Origin of the sequence: Arthrobacter sp. FX8 (assembly GCF_026723805.1) — a bacterium.
GTDB lineage: Bacteria > Actinomycetota > Actinomycetes > Actinomycetales > Micrococcaceae > Arthrobacter.
The window spans coordinates 3,435,990-3,453,548 of record NZ_CP113505.1 but is presented as its reverse complement, the minus strand read 5'-3'; the positions used below and the strand labels follow the sequence as shown (position 1 = coordinate 3,453,548).

12 protein-coding genes and 2 pseudogenes are annotated in these 17,559 nt (G+C 63.7%); 12 read left to right on the top strand and 2 right to left on the bottom strand.

Translation table 11 applies throughout. From position 1 onward, the window contains the following. Positions 1-111 precede the first annotated feature (111 nt). Positions 112-1,572 (top strand): polysaccharide deacetylase family protein, encoded by a 1,461-nt coding sequence (locus tag OUO20_RS16115; protein WP_268002152.1) that lies wholly within the window; start codon positions 112-114, stop codon positions 1,570-1,572. Between the two features lie 83 nt (positions 1,573-1,655). Continuing rightward, complete coding sequence (locus tag OUO20_RS16110) at positions 1,656-2,225, top strand: SRPBCC family protein (RefSeq protein WP_268003450.1); 570 nt, start codon at positions 1,656-1,658, stop codon at positions 2,223-2,225. A 118-nt stretch (positions 2,226-2,343) separates the two neighbouring features. Here the strand turns inward: OUO20_RS16110 and OUO20_RS16105 are convergent, their stop codons facing one another. Continuing rightward, positions 2,344-3,447, bottom strand: a complete 1,104-nt coding sequence (locus OUO20_RS16105) for a LacI family DNA-binding transcriptional regulator (protein WP_268003449.1) — start codon at positions 3,445-3,447, stop codon at positions 2,344-2,346. Positions 3,448-3,614: 167 nt separating this feature from the next. Between OUO20_RS16105 and OUO20_RS16100 the strand changes: the two genes are divergently transcribed. The 6 genes and pseudogenes from OUO20_RS16100 (at position 3,615) to OUO20_RS16075 (ending at position 9,799) form a co-directional block, all read left to right on the top strand. Continuing rightward, the gene (locus OUO20_RS16100; RefSeq protein WP_268002151.1) at positions 3,615-4,967 is read left to right on the top strand and encodes an NAD(P)H-dependent oxidoreductase; all 1,353 of its coding nucleotides are present in this window, start codon (positions 3,615-3,617) and stop codon (positions 4,965-4,967) included. Between the two features lie 40 nt (positions 4,968-5,007). Next, positions 5,008-6,039, top strand: coding sequence for a DctP family TRAP transporter solute-binding subunit (locus tag OUO20_RS16095; RefSeq protein WP_268002150.1), 1,032 nt, complete (start codon positions 5,008-5,010; stop codon positions 6,037-6,039). A gap of 100 nt (positions 6,040-6,139) precedes the next feature. Continuing rightward, the gene (locus tag OUO20_RS16090; protein WP_268002149.1) at positions 6,140-8,059 is read left to right on the top strand and encodes a TRAP transporter large permease; all 1,920 of its coding nucleotides are present in this window, start codon (positions 6,140-6,142) and stop codon (positions 8,057-8,059) included. A gap of 3 nt (positions 8,060-8,062) precedes the next feature. Next, positions 8,063-8,986 (top strand): NAD(P)-dependent oxidoreductase, encoded by a 924-nt coding sequence (locus OUO20_RS16085; protein ID WP_268002148.1) that lies wholly within the window; start codon positions 8,063-8,065, stop codon positions 8,984-8,986. Beyond that, positions 8,983-9,293, top strand: a pseudogene (locus OUO20_RS16080) (putative quinol monooxygenase). The gene OUO20_RS16085 and the pseudogene OUO20_RS16080 overlap by 4 nt, the downstream one beginning before the upstream one ends. After that, entirely contained in the window at positions 9,293-9,799 is a 507-nt protein-coding gene (locus tag OUO20_RS16075; protein ID WP_268002147.1) for a gluconokinase, read from the top strand. The pseudogene OUO20_RS16080 and the gene OUO20_RS16075 overlap by 1 nt, the downstream one beginning before the upstream one ends. 85 nt (positions 9,800-9,884) lie before the next feature. Here the strand turns inward: OUO20_RS16075 and OUO20_RS16070 are convergent, their stop codons facing one another. Next, positions 9,885-10,859, bottom strand: coding sequence for an alpha/beta fold hydrolase (locus OUO20_RS16070; RefSeq protein WP_268002146.1), 975 nt, complete (start codon positions 10,857-10,859; stop codon positions 9,885-9,887). Positions 10,860-11,001: 142 nt separating this feature from the next. Between OUO20_RS16070 and OUO20_RS16065 the strand changes: the two genes are divergently transcribed. From OUO20_RS16065 to OUO20_RS16050, 4 genes and pseudogenes are all read left to right on the top strand, one after another. After that, positions 11,002-12,030: an LLM class flavin-dependent oxidoreductase gene (locus tag OUO20_RS16065; protein ID WP_268002145.1), complete on the top strand. Its 1,029-nt coding sequence runs from the start codon at positions 11,002-11,004 to the stop codon at positions 12,028-12,030. A 26-nt stretch (positions 12,031-12,056) separates the two neighbouring features. After that, a pseudogene (locus OUO20_RS16060) lies at positions 12,057-13,106 on the top strand (ABC transporter ATP-binding protein); the annotation flags it as partial. A 429-nt stretch (positions 13,107-13,535) separates the two neighbouring features. Continuing rightward, positions 13,536-16,322, top strand: a complete 2,787-nt coding sequence (locus tag OUO20_RS16055; RefSeq protein ID WP_268002144.1) for a DNA methyltransferase — start codon at positions 13,536-13,538, stop codon at positions 16,320-16,322. Between the two features lie 5 nt (positions 16,323-16,327). Continuing rightward, on the top strand, positions 16,328-17,491 hold the full coding sequence (locus OUO20_RS16050; protein WP_268002143.1) for a hypothetical protein: 1,164 nt from the start codon (positions 16,328-16,330) through the stop codon (positions 17,489-17,491). Positions 17,492-17,559: the final 68 nt, after the last annotated feature.

The following is a 17,559-nucleotide window of genomic DNA, read 5'->3' as shown; positions in this document are numbered from 1 at the left end:
CGCAGCTCCCCGGTTCCAGGCAACTGCCTCCGGTTTCGTCATGTGGGCCTGGTAGTAAGGGACAATCGAGAGGTCAACACCTGAGGAGCGTGCGGATCGATGGGGCTGGGTATGGGGCGCACCCGCGGGAGCGTGGCTGTTGCCTGCCTGCGTTTGTTCGTTGCCTCGCTCTGCGCAGCGGCGGTGCTGGCCAGCGGTGCTGGCAGTGCGGTGGCCCCTTCCCTGCTGCAGCCCCATGACCGGGTTTCCAGCCAGCCGCGGGTGGTGCCGATGCCACCGCCATTGTCGGACATGCTGGATCAGCCGGCCGCTGTCCCTGGCGGGTACCCGATGGCCTTGACGGCCCAGGTGGGAAACCACCACGTCCATGCGTCCTGGACCTACGTTGACGGGCTGCCCGCCTTCAACGCCCGGATTGACTCGTGGCTGCTGGGACTCCTGGATGCGGCGGCTCCGGCGGGTGGCCGCTACCGGCCCGCGATGGCACTGAACGCCGGCCAGCACCAGGGCCGGGAAATGGTCATTTCGGCCAAACCCGTCCAGGCCAAGGGCAATGTGCTCGTGGTCCGTCAAAGAGTGTCGGACGCCGGGCCGGACGGAGTCAGTGCGATGGCGGCCGCCACCGTTTATATCGACCTGGCCTCCGGCGCGGTCCGGAGCGGCACCGACCTGCTAAGGCCTGAGTCCATCCCCGCCATCCAGGCACGCGCGACGGGCATCCCTGCCGACATCGCCGTCCGCGCCCCTCAAGGAATCCCGACCGACCTTGTCCTCAGTCCGGAAGGCGAACTAACCGTCTCCGCAGGGCAGCCCGGCATGCCCGGCCGGGAGGTGACGGCCACGATGAATGCCGCAGACACGGCGGCTGCCCTCAGCGATTACGGCCGCCAAGTGCTGGGGCAGCTGAACGCCGCCGCAGCACCGCGCCCGGCAAGCGCCCCGGCCCACAGGCACGTGAACTGCGATATTGTCCCCTGCGCTGCACTGACCTACGACGACGGGCCCGACCCCCGCACCACGCCCCAGTTGCTGGACATCCTGAAGGCCAACGACGCGCAGGCCACGTTCTTCATGACCGGGTCCAACACCACCGCCAACCCGGCCACCGCCAGGCAGGTTGCCGAGACCGGGTACGCAATCGGCAACCACACCTTCAGCCACCCCTACCTGACCAAGCTGTCACCGCCCGCGATCAGGAAAGAGATGGACCGGACGGATGCCGCGATCCTGGCCGCCACGGGTTCCACGCCGGCCCTGATGCGTCCGCCGTACGGCGCGGCCGATGCAGCGGTCCAGGCGGCAGTGGGCAAACCATTGATGATCTGGGCAGTGGACTCGCTGGACTGGCAGAGCAAGAATCCGGCGGCCTTCGTGCCCAAGGTGCTGAAGGAGATCACGGCCGGGGCGATGGTGCTCATGCATGACGTCCAGCCGTCGACAATATCCGGGCAGCAGGAGCTGATTGCGGGCTTGCAGGGGCAGGGTTACAAGCTGGTGTCCGTCCCCCAGCTCTTCGAGGGGATTCCGCTGCTGCCCGGGCACGTTTACCGGTCCCGCCCGGCGCGGCCCTAGTCATCGACGCGCGGCGCCCGTTGACCGCAAACAACGGCGTGAGTACTGTGGGCCGCCTATTCATCCTCGCCGCGGAGGCAGCCATGGGCGATTCGAAAAGCAGCACCGATTATGAGTTCCTAACCGTCTGGCGCGTGGCCGGGACACCACGGGAGGTGGTGGACGTCCTGGGCGATGCCGGCACGCTTCCGCGCTGGTGGCCATCGGTGTATCTGGACGTCGAGCCCCGGGATGCGGGCAATCCGGACGGCACCGGCAAGGCGTTCTTCCTCCACACCAAAGGCTGGCTGCCCTACACGCTCAAGTGGCAGCTCACCCTCACGGAGCCCGTTACTGAGCAGGGTTTCGCGCTGTCCGCGCGGGGCGACCTTAACGGCACGGGACGCTGGACGTTCGAGCAGGACGGGCCTGAAACGGTGGTCACCTATGACTGGCGGGTCAGTGCGGCGAAACCGTTGCTGCGGCGGCTGGGCTGGCTGCTCAAGCCGGCCTTTGCCGCGAACCACCGGTGGGCGATGGCGCGTGGACAGGAGGCGCTGGCGCTGGAACTGCGCCGACGGCGGCCGGGCGCCGACCCAGCCAAAGTCCCGGAGCCCGCTGGCCCCACGTTCGCACGCCTGTCCCGCTGGCAGCAGAAGGCTACGCACACCTGACGTGACCGGCCGGTTTTGCTGGAAGGTTCGACGACGGCGCCGGGTGAGTGCCGCCGTCGACCATTTTTGCGGGTGCTTTTCTCCAGGGCCGCCTTCCAGGGCTGGACCCTGCAGGCCTTTAGCGCGCGACCGGGGCGGTAACGGGCGCGCAGCTGTTGCGCGGAAGGTAGTCCGCTTTGACCTCGATGCGGCGGGCCCCGTCCGGAAGTTTCCCATGCATCCGCCCAAGCACAAGCTCGATGGCATGGACGGCGAGCATGTCGAGTGGCTGGCGGATGACGCTCAGCGGGGGAGAGGTGAGTTCAGTCCAGGGATTGTCGTCAAAGACGATGAGCGAAAGCTGATCGGGGATGTCAGTGCCCATCTGGACGAGCCTGCGGACTGAACTTTGCACCTGTGCCGTGTTGGCAACGATGAGTGCTGTTGGCGGTTGGCGCATCGCAAGCAGCGATCCTACGGCGTCCCCGCCCGCGTCCCCGCGAAAAGGTACGTCACGTATCAGCGTGGGGTCTACTGGCAGGGAGGCGTTCCGGTGTGCAGCCCTGTAGCCGTTCAACCTCGCACTCCCGGTGGAGGTGGTAAGCGGGCCCGTGATCAGCCCGATCCGGGTATGGCCCAGGCTGATGAGATGCTCGGTTGAGCGTTGTCCCGAGTCAAAGTTTTCGATGCTGACAACATCGACATCTTCGAGTTCTTCGATGGCCCGGTCGATGAAGACGACATTGACGCCGAGGTCGCGCAGGCGCCTCCATTTTTCGATGTTGCCCCCGGTGGGAGTGGCAATGACGCCACTGACCGACCGGTCCAGCAACGTATCCAGGGAGTCCGCCTCCAGGTGCGGATCCTCCTGCGTGGTCATCAACACCACCTGCACGCCATGGCTGCGTGCCTCCCAGACGATCCTGTCCGCCAGGCGGGCGAAGAACGGGTTGGAGAGATCGGTGACCACCAGGCCGATGGTGAGTGCATGCCCGGCGCTGAGTTCACGCGCTGCCGCCCTGGGCCGGTAACCCAGTTCATCGATGACCCTCAAGACCTCTTGCCTCTTTGCGGGTGCGACCGGTCCCGACTCCGGGTTCAGTACCCGTGAGACCACAGAGACGGATACTCCCGCAGCAGACGCTACGTCGCGAATGGTAGGCGCTTTGCGCACCGCTCCTCCTTGAGACACAAGACCTTCGTGGTTATGACCTACGCGATTTCTTTCAGCCGTTTGCTTCATGACGCCGGGCTGGAAGGTGATCGTTGACACATCTTATCAGCAGCTGGTACAAAAGTGGAACCGGTTCCACTCCGGACGGTTTTCCCACAAAACGCGACAAAGAAGTTGTGCCATCCGGCAACCCGGAGGTGCTTTTCTTTGGCCAAGCACCCCCTAGAGAGATTCCCGTGAACCTTCATAAACTCCTCAGCGAGCGTGAGCAGCAGTCCCGTCCCATCCGCGTTGGACTGATCGGCGCCGGCCGCTACGGGACCATGTACCTGGCGCAGGCCAACAACATCCCCGGCATCCACGTTGTTGCCATTGCCGACATCAACGTCAAGCGGGCGCAGGGGGCCTTCGAGCTGGTGGACTGGCCTGCCTCCCAGGTAGCTCCCGATATCGCTACGGCGCTGAAGGACCGCTCCACCGCCATCGTCGCCAACGCTGACGAACTGTTCGACGTGGACATCGACGTCATTGTCGAAGCCACCGGTAACCCGATCGTCGGCATCAAGCACGCCCTGAAGGCAATCGAAACCAAGAAGCACATCATCATGGTGACCGTCGAAGCTGATGCCCTTGCCGGCCCTGCGCTGGCCAAGCGGGCCGAGGAAGCAGGCGTGGTCTACTCCATGGCCTACGGGGACCAGCCGGCCCTCATCATGGAACTCGTCGACTGGGCCCGCACCAGCGGCTTTGATGTGGTTTGCGCCGGCAAGGGCGCAAAATACCTGGAGCACTACCACGAGATGAACCCGGACAACGTCTGGGAGAACTGGGAGTTCTCCAAGGAATTGACCGACTCCGGCCAGCTCAACCCCTACATGCACACCTCGTTCCGCGACGGCACCAAGGCCGCCATCGAAATGGCGGCGGTGGCCAACGGCGCGGGGCTGGCCCCCTCCGATTCCGGCCTGAGCTTCACACCGGGCAACGTTGAAGAGATCGCCACCATCTGCCGCCCCGCATCCGTCGGTGGATCCCTGGCCCACGAAGGAAGCGTCGACGTCATGTCCAGCGTCAACCGCGACGGCAGCTGGATCAGCCACAACACCCAGGAGGGCGTCTTCGTCGTCGTCAAGGCAACCAACAATTACGTTTCCGGCTGCTTCAACGAATACCCCTGGCACCCGGACCCCACCGGCCAGTACGCCGCCCTGTACCGCCCCTACCACTACGTAGGCCTCGAACTGAACATGTCCATCGCCAACGCAGCCCTCCGCGGCATCCCCACCGGCGGGCCCGTCGGCTTCTATGGCGATGTGGTCGCTACCGCCAAGAAAGACCTCAAGGCCGGTGAATTCCTCGACGGCGAAGGCGGCTTCACGGTGTGGGGCAAGCTGGTTTCCGCCAAGCACTCGGTCTCCACCGGCGCCCTCCCCGTCGCCCTGGCCCACCACGTGGAGCTGCGTAACGATGTGCCCAAGGGAGCGATCGTTGGTTGGGACGATGTCATCATTGATGACTCCCTGTCCCAAGCGCTGGAACTCCGCCGCGAAACCGAAGCGCTGATTTCCGCCCCCGTCACCGTCTCCTGAACCAGTACCACCGCATCCTTCCAATGAAGAAAGGCATCGAATGAACCTCAAGACCCGCGCCCTCACCGGGGTACTGGCAACCAGCCTGGCCGCCGCCCTGCTGTCCGGCTGTGCAGGCGGAACCCCCGCCGGCCAAAGCGCCCCGGTGGCCAAGATCCAGCTCTCCATCCCCGATCCGCTGACGTCCTCCGTCGGCGTCACCGCCCAGCACTTCGCCGACCAGGTCAAGAAGACCTCCAACGGTTCCGTCCAGGTCACCGTGGTACCCAACGGCACGAGCTTCAGCGGGGACCAGAACGCCGCCGTCACCCGGCTGCAGGGCGGATCACTCGACGGACTCATCCTGTCCACCTCCGTCTACGCCTCGGTGGTGCCGGAAATGAACGGCATCAGCATCCCCTACCTCTTCTCGGACACCAAGGAAGAGGCAAAGTTCCTGGCCGGAGAACCTGGAAAGGTCCTGAAGGACAAGCTGGCGGCAAAGGACACCGTGGCACTCGCCTTCCTGACCCGGACCGGCCGCGAGATCACCAACTCCGTGCGCCCGATTGAACAGCCGTCCGACCTGAAGGGGCTGAAGATCCGGGTGCCGGGCAACACCCTGTGGACCGACTTCTTCGGCAAGCTGGGCGCAAGCCCCACCACCATGGCCTTCTCGGAAGTCTTTACCGGCCTGCAGACCGGAACGATCGACGGCCAGGAAAACCCGATTGAGGTCCCTTGGACGAACAAGTTCTCCGAGGTGCAGAAATACGTCTCAATGACCAACCACATCAACGACGCCTGGGTCCTGGCACTGTCATCGAAGAAGTGGGATTCCCTCACGGAGGACCAGAAGAAGGCACTCACCGCCGCTTCAGAGGAAACGGCAACCTTCAAAACCGGTTATGACGAGGAACAGTCCAAGAAGCAGCTGGATGAGCTGGCGGCCAAGGGCATGAAGGCCAACGAGCTCAGCGCGTCCGGGCTCGCCGAGTTCAAGGCGACCTCCCAAAGCCTCTACCCGGAGTTCTCCAAGCTCATCGGCAAGGAGTTCTTCGATCAGGCCATCGCCTTCGCCGGCAAGAAGTAGCAAGGACGGGTGGGAGCCCACAAGGCGGCTCCCACCCGTACCACCACCCCACTCCCCCCACACACACATCCCGCTCTCAATGTCGACAGTCTGGAAAACCATGAAACCCACCGTTGCTCCCCAGGACTACGAGGAAGTCCTTCCCCTCGAAGCGGAGGAAATCCTTCACCACGACCACGTGCCAGACCGCTGGAGCGGCGCAGCTTGGCTCGACAAGACGCTCGAAGGGATTGTGGGAGCGGCGATTCTCGCGGAACTCGTGGTCATCCTCCTGAACATCACCGTCCGCCTCATTACCGGTGATTCAGTGCTCTGGACACAGGAAGTGTCCGAGATTGCCCTGCTGACCATTGCCTTCATCGGCGGCGCCATCGCCTACCCGAAAGGCGCACACATGTCCGTCCAGGCGCTCATCATGCGCCTGCCCGCAACCTGGAAGCCGTACCTCGCGGCGCTGGTCGACTGGCTCGTCTTTGTCATGAGCGCCGGCGCGCTTGCCCTGTTCGTGCCCACCCTCGTCCAGCAGGTCGAGGAAAAGACTCCAATCCTTCAGCTGCCTGTGTTCTGGGTCAACCTGCCCTTCTCGGTGGGCATGGTCCTCATCGCCTGGTTTGCCTTGGTCAAGCTTCGGCGCCAGGCCTGGCGTCCCGCCGTCGTCGGTGCCGGAATCGCAGCCGCCCTCGTCGCCGTCGTCCTGATTTCCCCGCCGCTGTTCTACTACGCCTCACCTAACGTCCTGCTCGTGGTGGTCCTCGTGGCCCTGTTCGGCCTGCTGTTCCTGGGACTGCCCATTGCGTTTGTCCTGGCCCTCGCCTCCGGCATCTACCTGTACCTCGGCGGCATTTCCGACGTAAGCGCCATCCCCATCGGCATGGCGTCCGGAGCCAAGGGATTCGTCCTGCTGGCCATCCCGTTCTTCATCCTGGCCGGCACGGTCATGAACTCGGCCGGCCTTACCCTGCCGCTGGCCAAGCTCGTCGATGCGCTGATCGGGCATCTCCGCGGAGGCCTGCTGCAGGTGGTGGTGGTGACGATGTACATCTTCTCCGGTATTTCCGGCTCCAAGGTCGCCGATGTCGCAGCAGTGGGCACCACCATGCGCGGCATGCTCGAAGAGCGTAAGTACCCGCGCGGCGAAGTGGTCGCCGTGCTGTCGGCGTCGGCCATTATGGGCGAAACCATCCCGCCCAGCATCGTCCTGCTCATCCTGGGCTCCATCACCACCATCTCGACCACCACCCTCTTCCTTGCAGGCTTCGTGCCGGCAGCCTTCCTGGCCCTGGTGGTCATGGCACTGGTGTTCCTGAGGGCGCGCAAGCAGGGCGGCGTGCCAAGCGCCAAGGCCACGTGGCGGGCCCGGGGCTCAGCCACGTTCTTCGCCCTGCCGACGCTCCTGCTGCCCGTAGGCATGGTGGTGGGGATCCTCAGCGGATTCGCCACCCCCACGGAAGTTTCCTCGGTCGCCGTCGCCTACGCCTTCGTGCTCGCGGCAGCCTACCGCCGCGCCAGCCGGCGCCTGCTGGGCGACACCCTGCGTGAAACAACCACGACGGCGGGCATGGTGCTGTTCATCATCGCCGCGGCGTCGCCCCTGGCGCAGACTCTCGCCCTGGCCGGCGTTTCGCAGCAGATCCACGACCTGATGTCCGGGCTGGGCGATTCCCCCATCCTGTTCATGCTCTTCACGGTGGTGCTGCTGATCATCATGGGCCAGCTCCTCGAAGGCCTGCCAGCGGTGCTCATCTTCGCGCCCCTGCTGCTGCCGATCGCCACCGACTTCGGCGTCAACCCCGTGCAGTACGCCATGGTCCTCATCATCTCCATGGGCATCGGATCCTTCGCCCCGCCGGCAGGGGTTGGCTTCTACGTCGCCTGCGCCACCGCCCGCGAAACCGTGGAAAACAGCCTCAAACACTTCTGGCCGTACCTGGTGGCGGTGTTTGTCGGCCTCCTCGTCCTCGCCGCCGTGCCCTGGTTCAGCACCTTCCTTCCCGCCCTCGCCGGCCTGATCCCCTTCTAACCGATGACAGAAACCAAACCTCCCTCGCCGCTCGATCCCGGTGTCTCCGTCTCGCTGCTCGGCACCGGTCCCATGGGAGCCCCCATCGCCCGGAACATCATCAACGCCGGGGTAGCCCTGACGCTGTGGAACCGCACCCTCCAGAAAGCCGAAGCCATCGAAGGGGGGACAGTAGCGCTCCGGCCGGCGGATGCCGCGGCGGATGTGGTCCTCACCGTTCTGCCGGACCTGCCCCAGGTCGAAGCACTCCTGGAAGGCGAGGACGGCCTGCTCGCGGGGTGGGCGCGGGCAGGCGTGGCTGAACCTGTCCTGGTCATCCACGGCACCGTGTCCCCCACGGCGGTCACCGCCTTCGCAGCCCACTGCAAGTCCCGTTACGGGGTGGTGGTCATCGACGCACCGCTCAGCGGCGGGACCATCGGAGCGGAGCAGGGGCGGCTGAGCATCATGACCGGCGGCCCCCGGAGTTCGGTCGAGTGGCTGACGCCGCTTTTCAAGCTCTACAGTTCCACCGTCATGTGGTTCGGGGAGTGCGGGGCCGGGGCCATCGTGAAAGCCTGCAACCAGATCGTGGTGGCGGCAACGGTTACCGCCCTGTCGGAATCCATGGCGCTGGCGAAGGCGTCCGGCCTGGACCTGGAAAAGGTCCAAGCCATCCTCAAAGGCGGGCTGGCCAACTCCGAAGTCCTCCAGCAAAAAGGCAGCCGCTGGATCACGGGGGACTTCCACGGCGGTGGCTCTGCCAAGAACCAGCTCAAAGACCTGCGCTTTGTCACGGAGGCGGCCGCGGAGGCCGGACTCGCACTGCCCGTCGCCAACACCCTCACATCGGCTTTCCAGGCAATGGTCACCGACGGTCTCGGGGACCTTGACCACACAGGCATTTATCTGAGCATCACCAGCAATCGAGTAAAGGAACCATCATGACCATCGTCGTCACTGCAGTCTTCACGCCCAACGACGGCGCCCGCGACCAGGTTGCCGCGGCCCTCAAGCCCGCCATCGCCGAGGTCCACGAAGAACCCGGATGCCTCCTGTACGCCATCCACGATGCGCCCAACGGCCAGATCGTCATGATTGAGAAATGGGAGAGCGCCGAGCTGCTCGACGCCCACGGAGTGGGGGACGCCGTCAAGAGGCTCAACGCCTCCCTCGAAGGACTCCTGGCCGAACCCGTCGAGGTCACCCGCCTGACGCCCATTCCCGCCGGCACCCCCGGCAGGGCGCCCTGTAATGCCCCAGAGCATCGTGGTGATGGGGGTCTCCGGTGCAGGGAAATCCTCCGTGGGCCAGGCGCTCGCCACCCGGCTCGGCGCCAGTTTCGTCGATGGCGACACCCTGCATCCGGAAGCAAACGTCAGGAAAATGGCTTCGGGCGTTCCCCTCACGGACGATGACCGATGGCCGTGGCTGCACCTGGTGGGTACCAAGCTGTCCGCCAGCACCGAAAAACCAACCATTGTTGCCTGCTCAGCACTGAAGCGAAGCTACCGGGACGCCATCCGGACGGCCGCGCCTGCCACCACGTTCATCCTGCTGAAAGCCGACAGGCCGGCACTGCAGGACCGCCTCACCCAACGCCCCGGACATTTCATGCCGGCCTCGCTGCTCACGTCCCAGCTGGAAACCCTGGAGGAGCTGCAGACCGACGAATCCGGCCTGATGGTCGAGTCAACAGGGGGCATCGACCCAACCGTCGAACGCATCCGACGGCTGCTGGAGCAATCAGCAGCGGACTGAGCCTCCCCTTGCTGGAAGGTACGACGACGGCGGCGGGTGAGTGCCGCCGTCGAACCTTCCAGCGGGGTGCTTTTCTCGGGGACCGTCAGCCTGCAGCTGACGGTGTGGGGGAGTCCTGCCGCTGGGTGACACGCTGGATGAACTCGACCGTCTCGCGCTCTGTCTCTGCGCGGGTGGTGGGTTCGTTGTGCACTTCATGCCGGACGCCGGGGAAGACGCGGGTGCGGACGTCCGCGTGGCCTGAATCGGCAAGGCGGTTTGCCACGTGGTAGGCGCCTTCGCCGTAGTTGGCCACGGGGTCCTGGTCGCCGGCGAGGATCAGCACGGGGAGGTCCGCGGGGAGCTGTTTGTACCAGTCGTCCGAGGTGACCTGATCGTAGAGGTCCACGAAGCCCTGCAGGAACCGTGCGCTCAGGGGTGCGCCGAAGTTGTTGAAGGGGTCCCTACCGTGGTCCGTGACGACGCCGGCGTCCAGCGCCACCCAGGCGGTGGGGCCGGCGTTTTCTCCCAGGCGGCCCAGGAAGCCGTCGAACAACTGGCCCACCAGTTCCTCGGGCGCGGGGTCCGCGGCGCGCTCGCCGGAGGCAAGCCGTGCCAGTTCCGGCCGGTCGACCATTTTCTCGATGCCCCGCATTTGGGCGGCGATTCCGCAGAGGATCAAGCCGGAAAGCTGGGCCTGTGGATCGATGGCCATGCCGCGGGCGATCATGGAGCCCCAGCTGTGGCCGAACACCACGTACGGAAGCTGGGGGAGTGCCTCCCTGGCTATGGCCTGGAGGGTGACCTCGTCCGCCACCACCACGCTGGCTGCGTCCTCGCCGGCATCGCCCCACGTGCCCTGCTGCATCGCGGTGCGCCCGTGCCCGGAATGGTCGCCTGCCACCACGATGCATCCCGCGTCCACCAGGGTGGAGATGAGGTGGAGGTAGCGGCGGGAGTGCTCGCCGAGCCCGTGGATCAGCTGCACGATGGCCTTGGGTTGGCCGATGGGCTCGTAGACCCACGACTGGATTTTGTCGCGGCCGTTGGCGGACGTGAATTCGATTTCCTGCAATGACATGTATTCCTCCTGTGGCGGCGCCGTCGCTGGCTCGTGGTGAGCCTAACCACAAGGCCGTCATGTGCGTCAATGCTTGCTGGTTCATTTAAGGGGCTTCCGCCTAGTGTGAAACCAGCCCCGTCCGCCGCTTTGAAGGAAGCCGATGCCGCACACCAACCGTCCCCTGCGCAAGCTGGGGTTTCTGACCATTGGTTTGTTTGATCCGGCAAACCCGGCTGCGGGCCACGAGTCCACGTTGCAGATCATCGAGCTGGGGGAGCGGCTGGGGTTCGACAGTGCCTGGCTGCGCCACCGCCACCTGCAGTTCGGGATTTCCTCTCCCGTGGCAGTGATGGCGGCGGCGAGCCAGCGCACCTCCCGGATTGAGCTTGGCACTGCCGTGACGCCCCTGGGCTGGGAGAACCCGCTGCGCCTGGCCGAGGACCTGGCCACGGTGGACCTGCTCGCCGGTGGACGGATAAACCCCGGCGTAAGCGTTGGGGAGCCGATGCAGTACGACACGGTGAAGCATGAGCTGTACCCGGACACCGCGGACGTGGAGGACTTCAGCTACGCGCGGGTGGGGCGGTTTGCGCGGTTGGTTGCCGGGGAGCCGGTGCGGGAATTCTCCGGCAAACAGGGCGTGGTGGAGGAATTCTCCAACCGGGTGGAGCCGCACTCGCCAGGGCTGCGGAGCCGTCTTTGGTATGGAGCCGGGAGTACGAAGTCAGCGGTATGGGCGGGTTCGAATGGGTTCAATCTGCTCTCCAGCAGCGTGATTTTTCCGGACAAGGACCAGAAACCTGATTTCGCCTTGGTCCAGCAGTCGCAGATCCGGGCGTTCCGCGAAGCGGCTTTGGCCTCGGGGCATGCTCCGGCTCGGGTCTCGCAGGGCCTGGTGGTGATCCCGACTGACTCGGCGACTCCTGCCCAGCGGGAGAAGTACCAGCGGTATGTCGACGAACGCACTCCGCGCGCGGCTGCTCCGCAGGGGCCGCGGGGCATGATGTTCGCTGCTGATCTCATTGGTACCAGTGAGGAGATCGCGGAGCAGCTGTACGCGCATGCAGGGTTCCAGGAGGTGGATGAGGTGGCGTTCGCACTACCCTTCAGCTTCGACCACGAGGATTACGTCCAGATCTTGACCGACATCGCGGGGACGTTGGGGCCTGCGTTGGGCTGGGCTCCGTAAATCAACCAGCCTCTCTTTAACACAAGGAGGCGAGTTTCGGGGCGCAGTTCATTTCGGGGCTGATCATGCCGGCCATGACGTTCATCGGGAACCTGGTGTACGTGGGGATTGCCGTGGTGGGCGGGCTGCAGGTGGCGTCCGGGGCCATGCAGCTGGGCGACGTGCAGGCGTTCATCCAGTACTCGCGGCAGTTCACCATGCCGCTGGCGCAGCTGGGGTCCATGGCGAACGTGTTGCAGTCCGGGGTGGCGTCGGCCGAGCGGGTGTTCGAGCTGCTGGATGAATCTGAGGAGTCTGTTGAGCCGTCGCCCTCTGCCGGGCCGGTGTTCGGGCGCGGGCGGCTGGTGTTCGAGGATGTGTCGTTCTCCTATTCGCCGGACAAGCCGCTGATCTCCGGGCTCTCCCTGGTGGCGGAGCCGGGGCAGACGGTGGCGATTGTGGGGCCCACCGGTGCGGGCAAGACCACGCTGGTGAACCTGATGATGCGGTTCTACGAGCTGGACGCGGGGCGGATAACGCTCGACGGCGTGGACATCACCCCGGTGCCGCGGCGCGAGCTGCGCTCACGGCTGGGGATGGTGCTGCAGGATACGTGGCTGTTCGGCGGGACCATCCGGGACAACATCGCGTATGGCCGGCCTTCGGCTACCTCGGAGGAGGTGCTGGAGGCGGCGCGGGCGACGTATGTGGACCGGTTCGTACGGTCCTTGCCGGACGGGTACGACACGGTGCTGGAGGACGAGGGATCCAATGTGTCGGCGGGGGAGAAGCAGCTGCTGACGATTGCGCGGGCGTTCCTGGCCCGGCCGTCCGTGCTGATCCTGGACGAGGCAACGTCGTCAGTGGATACCCGCACCGAGGTGCTGGTGCAGAAGGCCATGCGTGCACTGCGGTCCGACCAGACGTCGTTTGTGATCGCGCACCGCCTGTCCACGATCCGCGACGCCGACCTCATCCTTGTGATGGAGGCCGGCCGGATCGTGGAGCAGGGGACGCACGCCTCACTGCTGGCCGCGGGCGGGGCTTACGCGCGGCTGTACGAGGCCCAGTTCGCTGCGCCTGTGGCGGAGGTTTAGCTCAGGTTAGCCGCCCTATGACTGGAAATCTGGATTTCAGGACCTTTCGACGGGCTGTCTCACGCCTGGTCAACCTTGTCAGTATGGGCCTACGACCCTTCATTCACCGTCGGCTAAAGAGGGTTAGGATCCTACTCTCACCGTATGCCCCGTCCTGCCTGACATAGGGTTGGGTGTACCGCAGCCTGACAGGGCAAAGCCTCGCACCACCGTCGTCATCAATCGCGACGAAGAGCATCGCAGGCTCCGGGCGATGCGAAGATCCCTCCCTTGGTTCACGCAAGAGAGCATCTTCTGTGCTGTTGCCAATGGGCGCTGAGGGCGTCCAGCTTGTCGGCCAAAGATCTTGTTTGCCGTCGGTGTGGTGCGGCCATGGCAAGTTCCGTCGCCCGGACGAATTAGCATGGGCAGGTGACCAAGGCGCTATCAATGAATGAGATCCGCACTCGAGCTGCGCGGTTTGCCCGTGATTGGCAGCATGAGCCGGGCGATGAACGGCAACAAGCACAGTCCTTCGTTCGGGACCTACTTGGCGTGTTTGGGATAACCCAGACCCGAGCGGCGTTCTACGAGAAGCGAGTCAAGCGATCCTCCACAGGATCGCGCGGTTACATTGATGCGCTTATTCCGGGTCTCGCGCTGATCGAGATGAAGTCCGCTGGGAAGGACCTCGTCGCTGCCGAGCAGCAGGCCCTAGACTACATCGACGATCTCCCGGACCCTGAAGTTCCTCGATGGGTGCTCACGAGCGACTTCCATAGGTTCCGGCTGATGGACTTGCGGGCAGAGACCGATGTGGAGTCGGTCGAGTTCTCGCTAAGCCAGCTGCGCGAACATGCAGACAAGCTGGCATTCCTGGCCGGCTACGGTGAGCGCTCGTTTGGATCGAAGGCCCAGGAAGCGGCTTCAATCAAGGCGGCAAAACTGATGGCCTCGTTGTATGAAGCCCTTGAGGGTTCCGGGTACGACGACCACGAGGCGTCAGTGTTTCTTGTGCGCACACTCTTCGCTCTCTACGCTGACGATTCAGGGGTGTGGGACCGTGACATGTTCCTCGAGTTTCTGGAGACCCGAACAGCGCCAGATGGCTCGGATCTCGGCCCACAGCTCTCGCTGCTTTACCAAGTCATGGGCCGTGAGCCGTCCCGCCGCCAGTCGAACCTTGATGAGCTGATAGCCCGTTTCCCGTACGTCAACGGCGGCGTCTTCGAAGAATCCCTGTCCATCCCGTCTTTCGACGCGGTGATGCGACGCCGATTGATTGAGTCCGCCATGTTCAATTGGTCCGTGATCTCACCGGCCATCTTCGGCAGCCTGTTCCAAGCGGTCAAGGACAAGTCCGCGCGTCGTGAACTCGGCGAGCACTACACGACCGAAACCAACATCATGAAGGTCATCGGCCCTATGTTCCTCGACGAACTCCGACAGCGCTTCGTCGACGGGTTCCACGACACTCGGGCGTTGAAGAAGCTGCGCGCCGATATGAGTGAGATGCGGTTTCTGGATCCCGCATGCGGTTGCGGTAACTTCCTAGTGGTTGCATATCGGCAGATGCGGGCTCTCGACCTCTCGGTGCTCCAGCGTATCCGGGACCTCACCAACGAGACGGCGACCACGATGTTCTTCACCGAGGATCATCTCGCCGTGCGGCACTCCAGTTTTCATGGCATCGAACTCGAGGAGTGGCCAGCGCAGATCGCTGCCACTGCACTGCACCTTGTTGAGCATCAGGCAAACCAAGCAATGGAGTTGGCTCTCGGAGCAGCCCCTGACCCGCTGCCGCTCGATAAGGTCCGCAGCATCTTTGTCGGCAATGCGCTCCGCATTAATTGGGCGGATGTTGTCGAACCCAGTGAACGCCTCTACATCATGGGGAACCCACCCTTCCTCGGACACGCGACCCGCTCACCCGAACAGGCCCAGGAGCTGCGCGACGTCTGGGGGAGGGACGACATCGGCCGGCTGGACTATGCGACCGGTTGGTACGCAAAGTCGCTCGAGCTGATGAGTCGCCCCGGGTACGCCGGAGAATTCGCTTTCGTATCAACGAATTCGATCGCCCAAGGGGAACCTGTACCTGCCCTGTTCGGCCCCGTCTTTTCAGCCGGATGGCGAGTGAAATTCGCTCATCGCACCTTCGCGTGGACGAGCGAAGCCCCTGGTGCCGCCGTCGTGCACTGCGCGGTCATCGGCTTTGACCGCGCAACAAAGAAACGAGCGCGGCTGTTCGACTACGCCAGCAACCTGAGAGGGGAGCCTGAAGAAATTCCCGTAGCGGACCAACTTAATGGGTACCTTGTCGACGGGCCTAATGTGCTCATAGACCAAAGGCGTGCACCCCTTGCGCCAGGTCTTCCTCCAATGGTCTTTGGCAGCATGGCTCGAGATGACGGGAATCTCCTCATCGAACCTGACGAATATGACGAAGTCGCGGGCGACTCGGTCGCCGCACGTTACATACGACCGTTCGTTGGTGCACGCCAGTTGATCCACAATGAGCCGCGGTGGTGCCTCTGGCTTGTAGATCTCGATCCGAGCGACGTCGGCCGCTCGGCGATCATCCGTCGGCGTCTTGAGGCAGTCCGACGGTTCCGGGCAGGTTCCAGAGCAGAGTCGACCAGGCAGATGTCCGAGACGCCGCATCTGTTTGGTCAGCGATCGCAGCCTGATACCCCGTATGTGTGCGTTCCGCGTCACGTCAGCGAGACACGGCGATTCTTCCCAGCGGCTTTGTTCGGACCAGAGGTTATCTGCGGTGACGCGAATTTTAAGGCTGATGACCCTGACGGTATAGCCTTCGCCGCGATATCTTCCTCGGCGTTCATTGCTTGGCAGCGGGCCGTCGGTGGCCGTATCAAATCGGACCTCCGCTTCTCAAACACGCTGACGTGGAACACCTTCCCGTTGCCCGAACTCACCCACCAACAGCGTATTGAGATCATCGAAGGCGGCAAGGCTGTGCTGAATGCGCGCGCGCTCCACTCGCAGAGATCTCTAGCAGATCATTACAACCCCCTCTCAATGGACCCCCAGCTCCTACGAGCGCATCGCCAGCTCGACGCGGCTGTTGACAGCGCATTGGGGTTGCGCGGTGCGGTGACCGAAGACCAACGACTACGCGCGCTTTTCTCCAGCTACGCGAAACTTAGCACGGCAGGGCAACTTGCCATGGCGGTAAAGACGCCGCGCCGTCCGATGGCCAAGAGCGCACTGTGAGGGGCATGCCGAAGTACGAGATGGACGTCTACGCGCAGGATTCGAGTGTTGGCAGAGTGGGCGTAGTGCTTGACGCTATCGCCGATGCCGCAAAGCAGGCCGGTGGTTATGCCTGGGTCGATGTCGCAGTGGCTTATGCATCGGTCGAAGGCGTCCGAATGCTGAATCAGAGGCTTTCCGGCGGGATTTGGAATGGTGCACAGAAGCGGTTTCTGGTTAGCATTGATTTTGGCTTCACACAGCCGGACGCGTTGACCCGCCTGAGCGAGCTTCATGGTGCCGAGGTCCGGGTCCCTAACGGGCGTGCTGTGTTGAGGGAGCCTACTCTTCGTCCCCCTTACGCGTTTCACGCTAAAACGTTCGCTTTCGGTACCGATGAGCCGCATGATGTGAGGGATCAAGGTCTGGTGAGGGCTGCAAATCTCAATGCTCTTATCGTCGGATCCGCCAACCTCACCGCGAGTGCTCTCTCGACAGGGGCTGAAGTCGTGACCAAGCAGGTTTGGACCGGTTCCGCCGGATGGCGCGAGCGGATGCGCGCAAAGCCTGTTCTGAGTTGGTTCGAAGACACATGGGAGGCTGCAGACCCGCTCCCAGATGTGGTGGAAGAGTATCGATTGCGCCACCGCGCGATGCCTAGGCCTGAACAACTCTTGGAGGATAGCACTCCGGCCGCCCGCCGCTACCTTGCTCCATCGGACTCACACGAGATCAGCGGCGCTCTACCGGTTCAGCTTGCGGCGGCAAAGTCGCTGTGGGTCGACGTATCCTCTATCATCCACAACCGTAAACAGCTCCCAGGAACTCAACTGAACACTCCCCGCGGGACGAGAGTGTTTTTTGGGTTCGGCTCCGAAAAGGTTCCCAAGAATAGGACGCTTGGTGCAGTCAACATGCGAGTAGGCGCCCATCCGTACGTTGAACGCACGGTGCGCTTCTCCGACAACAGCATGGATATCGTCAATCTTCCGATTCCCGAGCACAACGGACTTGAAACTTATGAGGGCACCATCTTGGTCTTCACTCGCGATAGTCCTGCGCCCTCCGGGCTCAGCCAATTCACGCTGACTGTCACCGACGCCCCAGGCCTAGATGAAAAGAAAAAGGCTGTCTCGAACAGCATCGAACTCAAAATGAATGGAGGTAGGAAATACGGGCTGCTCTTCTAGCCATTCGTTTCAGGGGACCCTTGTGGGGAGACGAAGGTGCGCCCAAAATCATTCCCTGCTGAGGTATC

Coding starts and splice junctions, on each gene's coding strand:
- OUO20_RS16070 (WP_268002146.1), bottom strand. CDS start 10,859: ATGTCATTGCAGGAAATCGAATTCACGTCCGCCAACGGCCGCGACAAA.
- OUO20_RS16105 (WP_268003449.1), bottom strand. CDS start 3,447: ATGAAGCAAACGGCTGAAAGAAATCGCGTAGGTCATAACCACGAAGGT.
- OUO20_RS16090 (WP_268002149.1), top strand. CDS start 6,140: ATGAAACCCACCGTTGCTCCCCAGGACTACGAGGAAGTCCTTCCCCTC.
- OUO20_RS16115 (WP_268002152.1), top strand. CDS start 112: ATGGGGCGCACCCGCGGGAGCGTGGCTGTTGCCTGCCTGCGTTTGTTC.
- OUO20_RS16055 (WP_268002144.1), top strand. CDS start 13,536: ATGAATGAGATCCGCACTCGAGCTGCGCGGTTTGCCCGTGATTGGCAG.
- OUO20_RS16085 (WP_268002148.1), top strand. CDS start 8,063: ATGACAGAAACCAAACCTCCCTCGCCGCTCGATCCCGGTGTCTCCGTC.
- OUO20_RS16050 (WP_268002143.1), top strand. CDS start 16,328: ATGCCGAAGTACGAGATGGACGTCTACGCGCAGGATTCGAGTGTTGGC.
- OUO20_RS16110 (WP_268003450.1), top strand. CDS start 1,656: ATGGGCGATTCGAAAAGCAGCACCGATTATGAGTTCCTAACCGTCTGG.
- OUO20_RS16095 (WP_268002150.1), top strand. CDS start 5,008: ATGAACCTCAAGACCCGCGCCCTCACCGGGGTACTGGCAACCAGCCTG.
- OUO20_RS16065 (WP_268002145.1), top strand. CDS start 11,002: ATGCCGCACACCAACCGTCCCCTGCGCAAGCTGGGGTTTCTGACCATT.
- OUO20_RS16075 (WP_268002147.1), top strand. CDS start 9,293: ATGCCCCAGAGCATCGTGGTGATGGGGGTCTCCGGTGCAGGGAAATCC.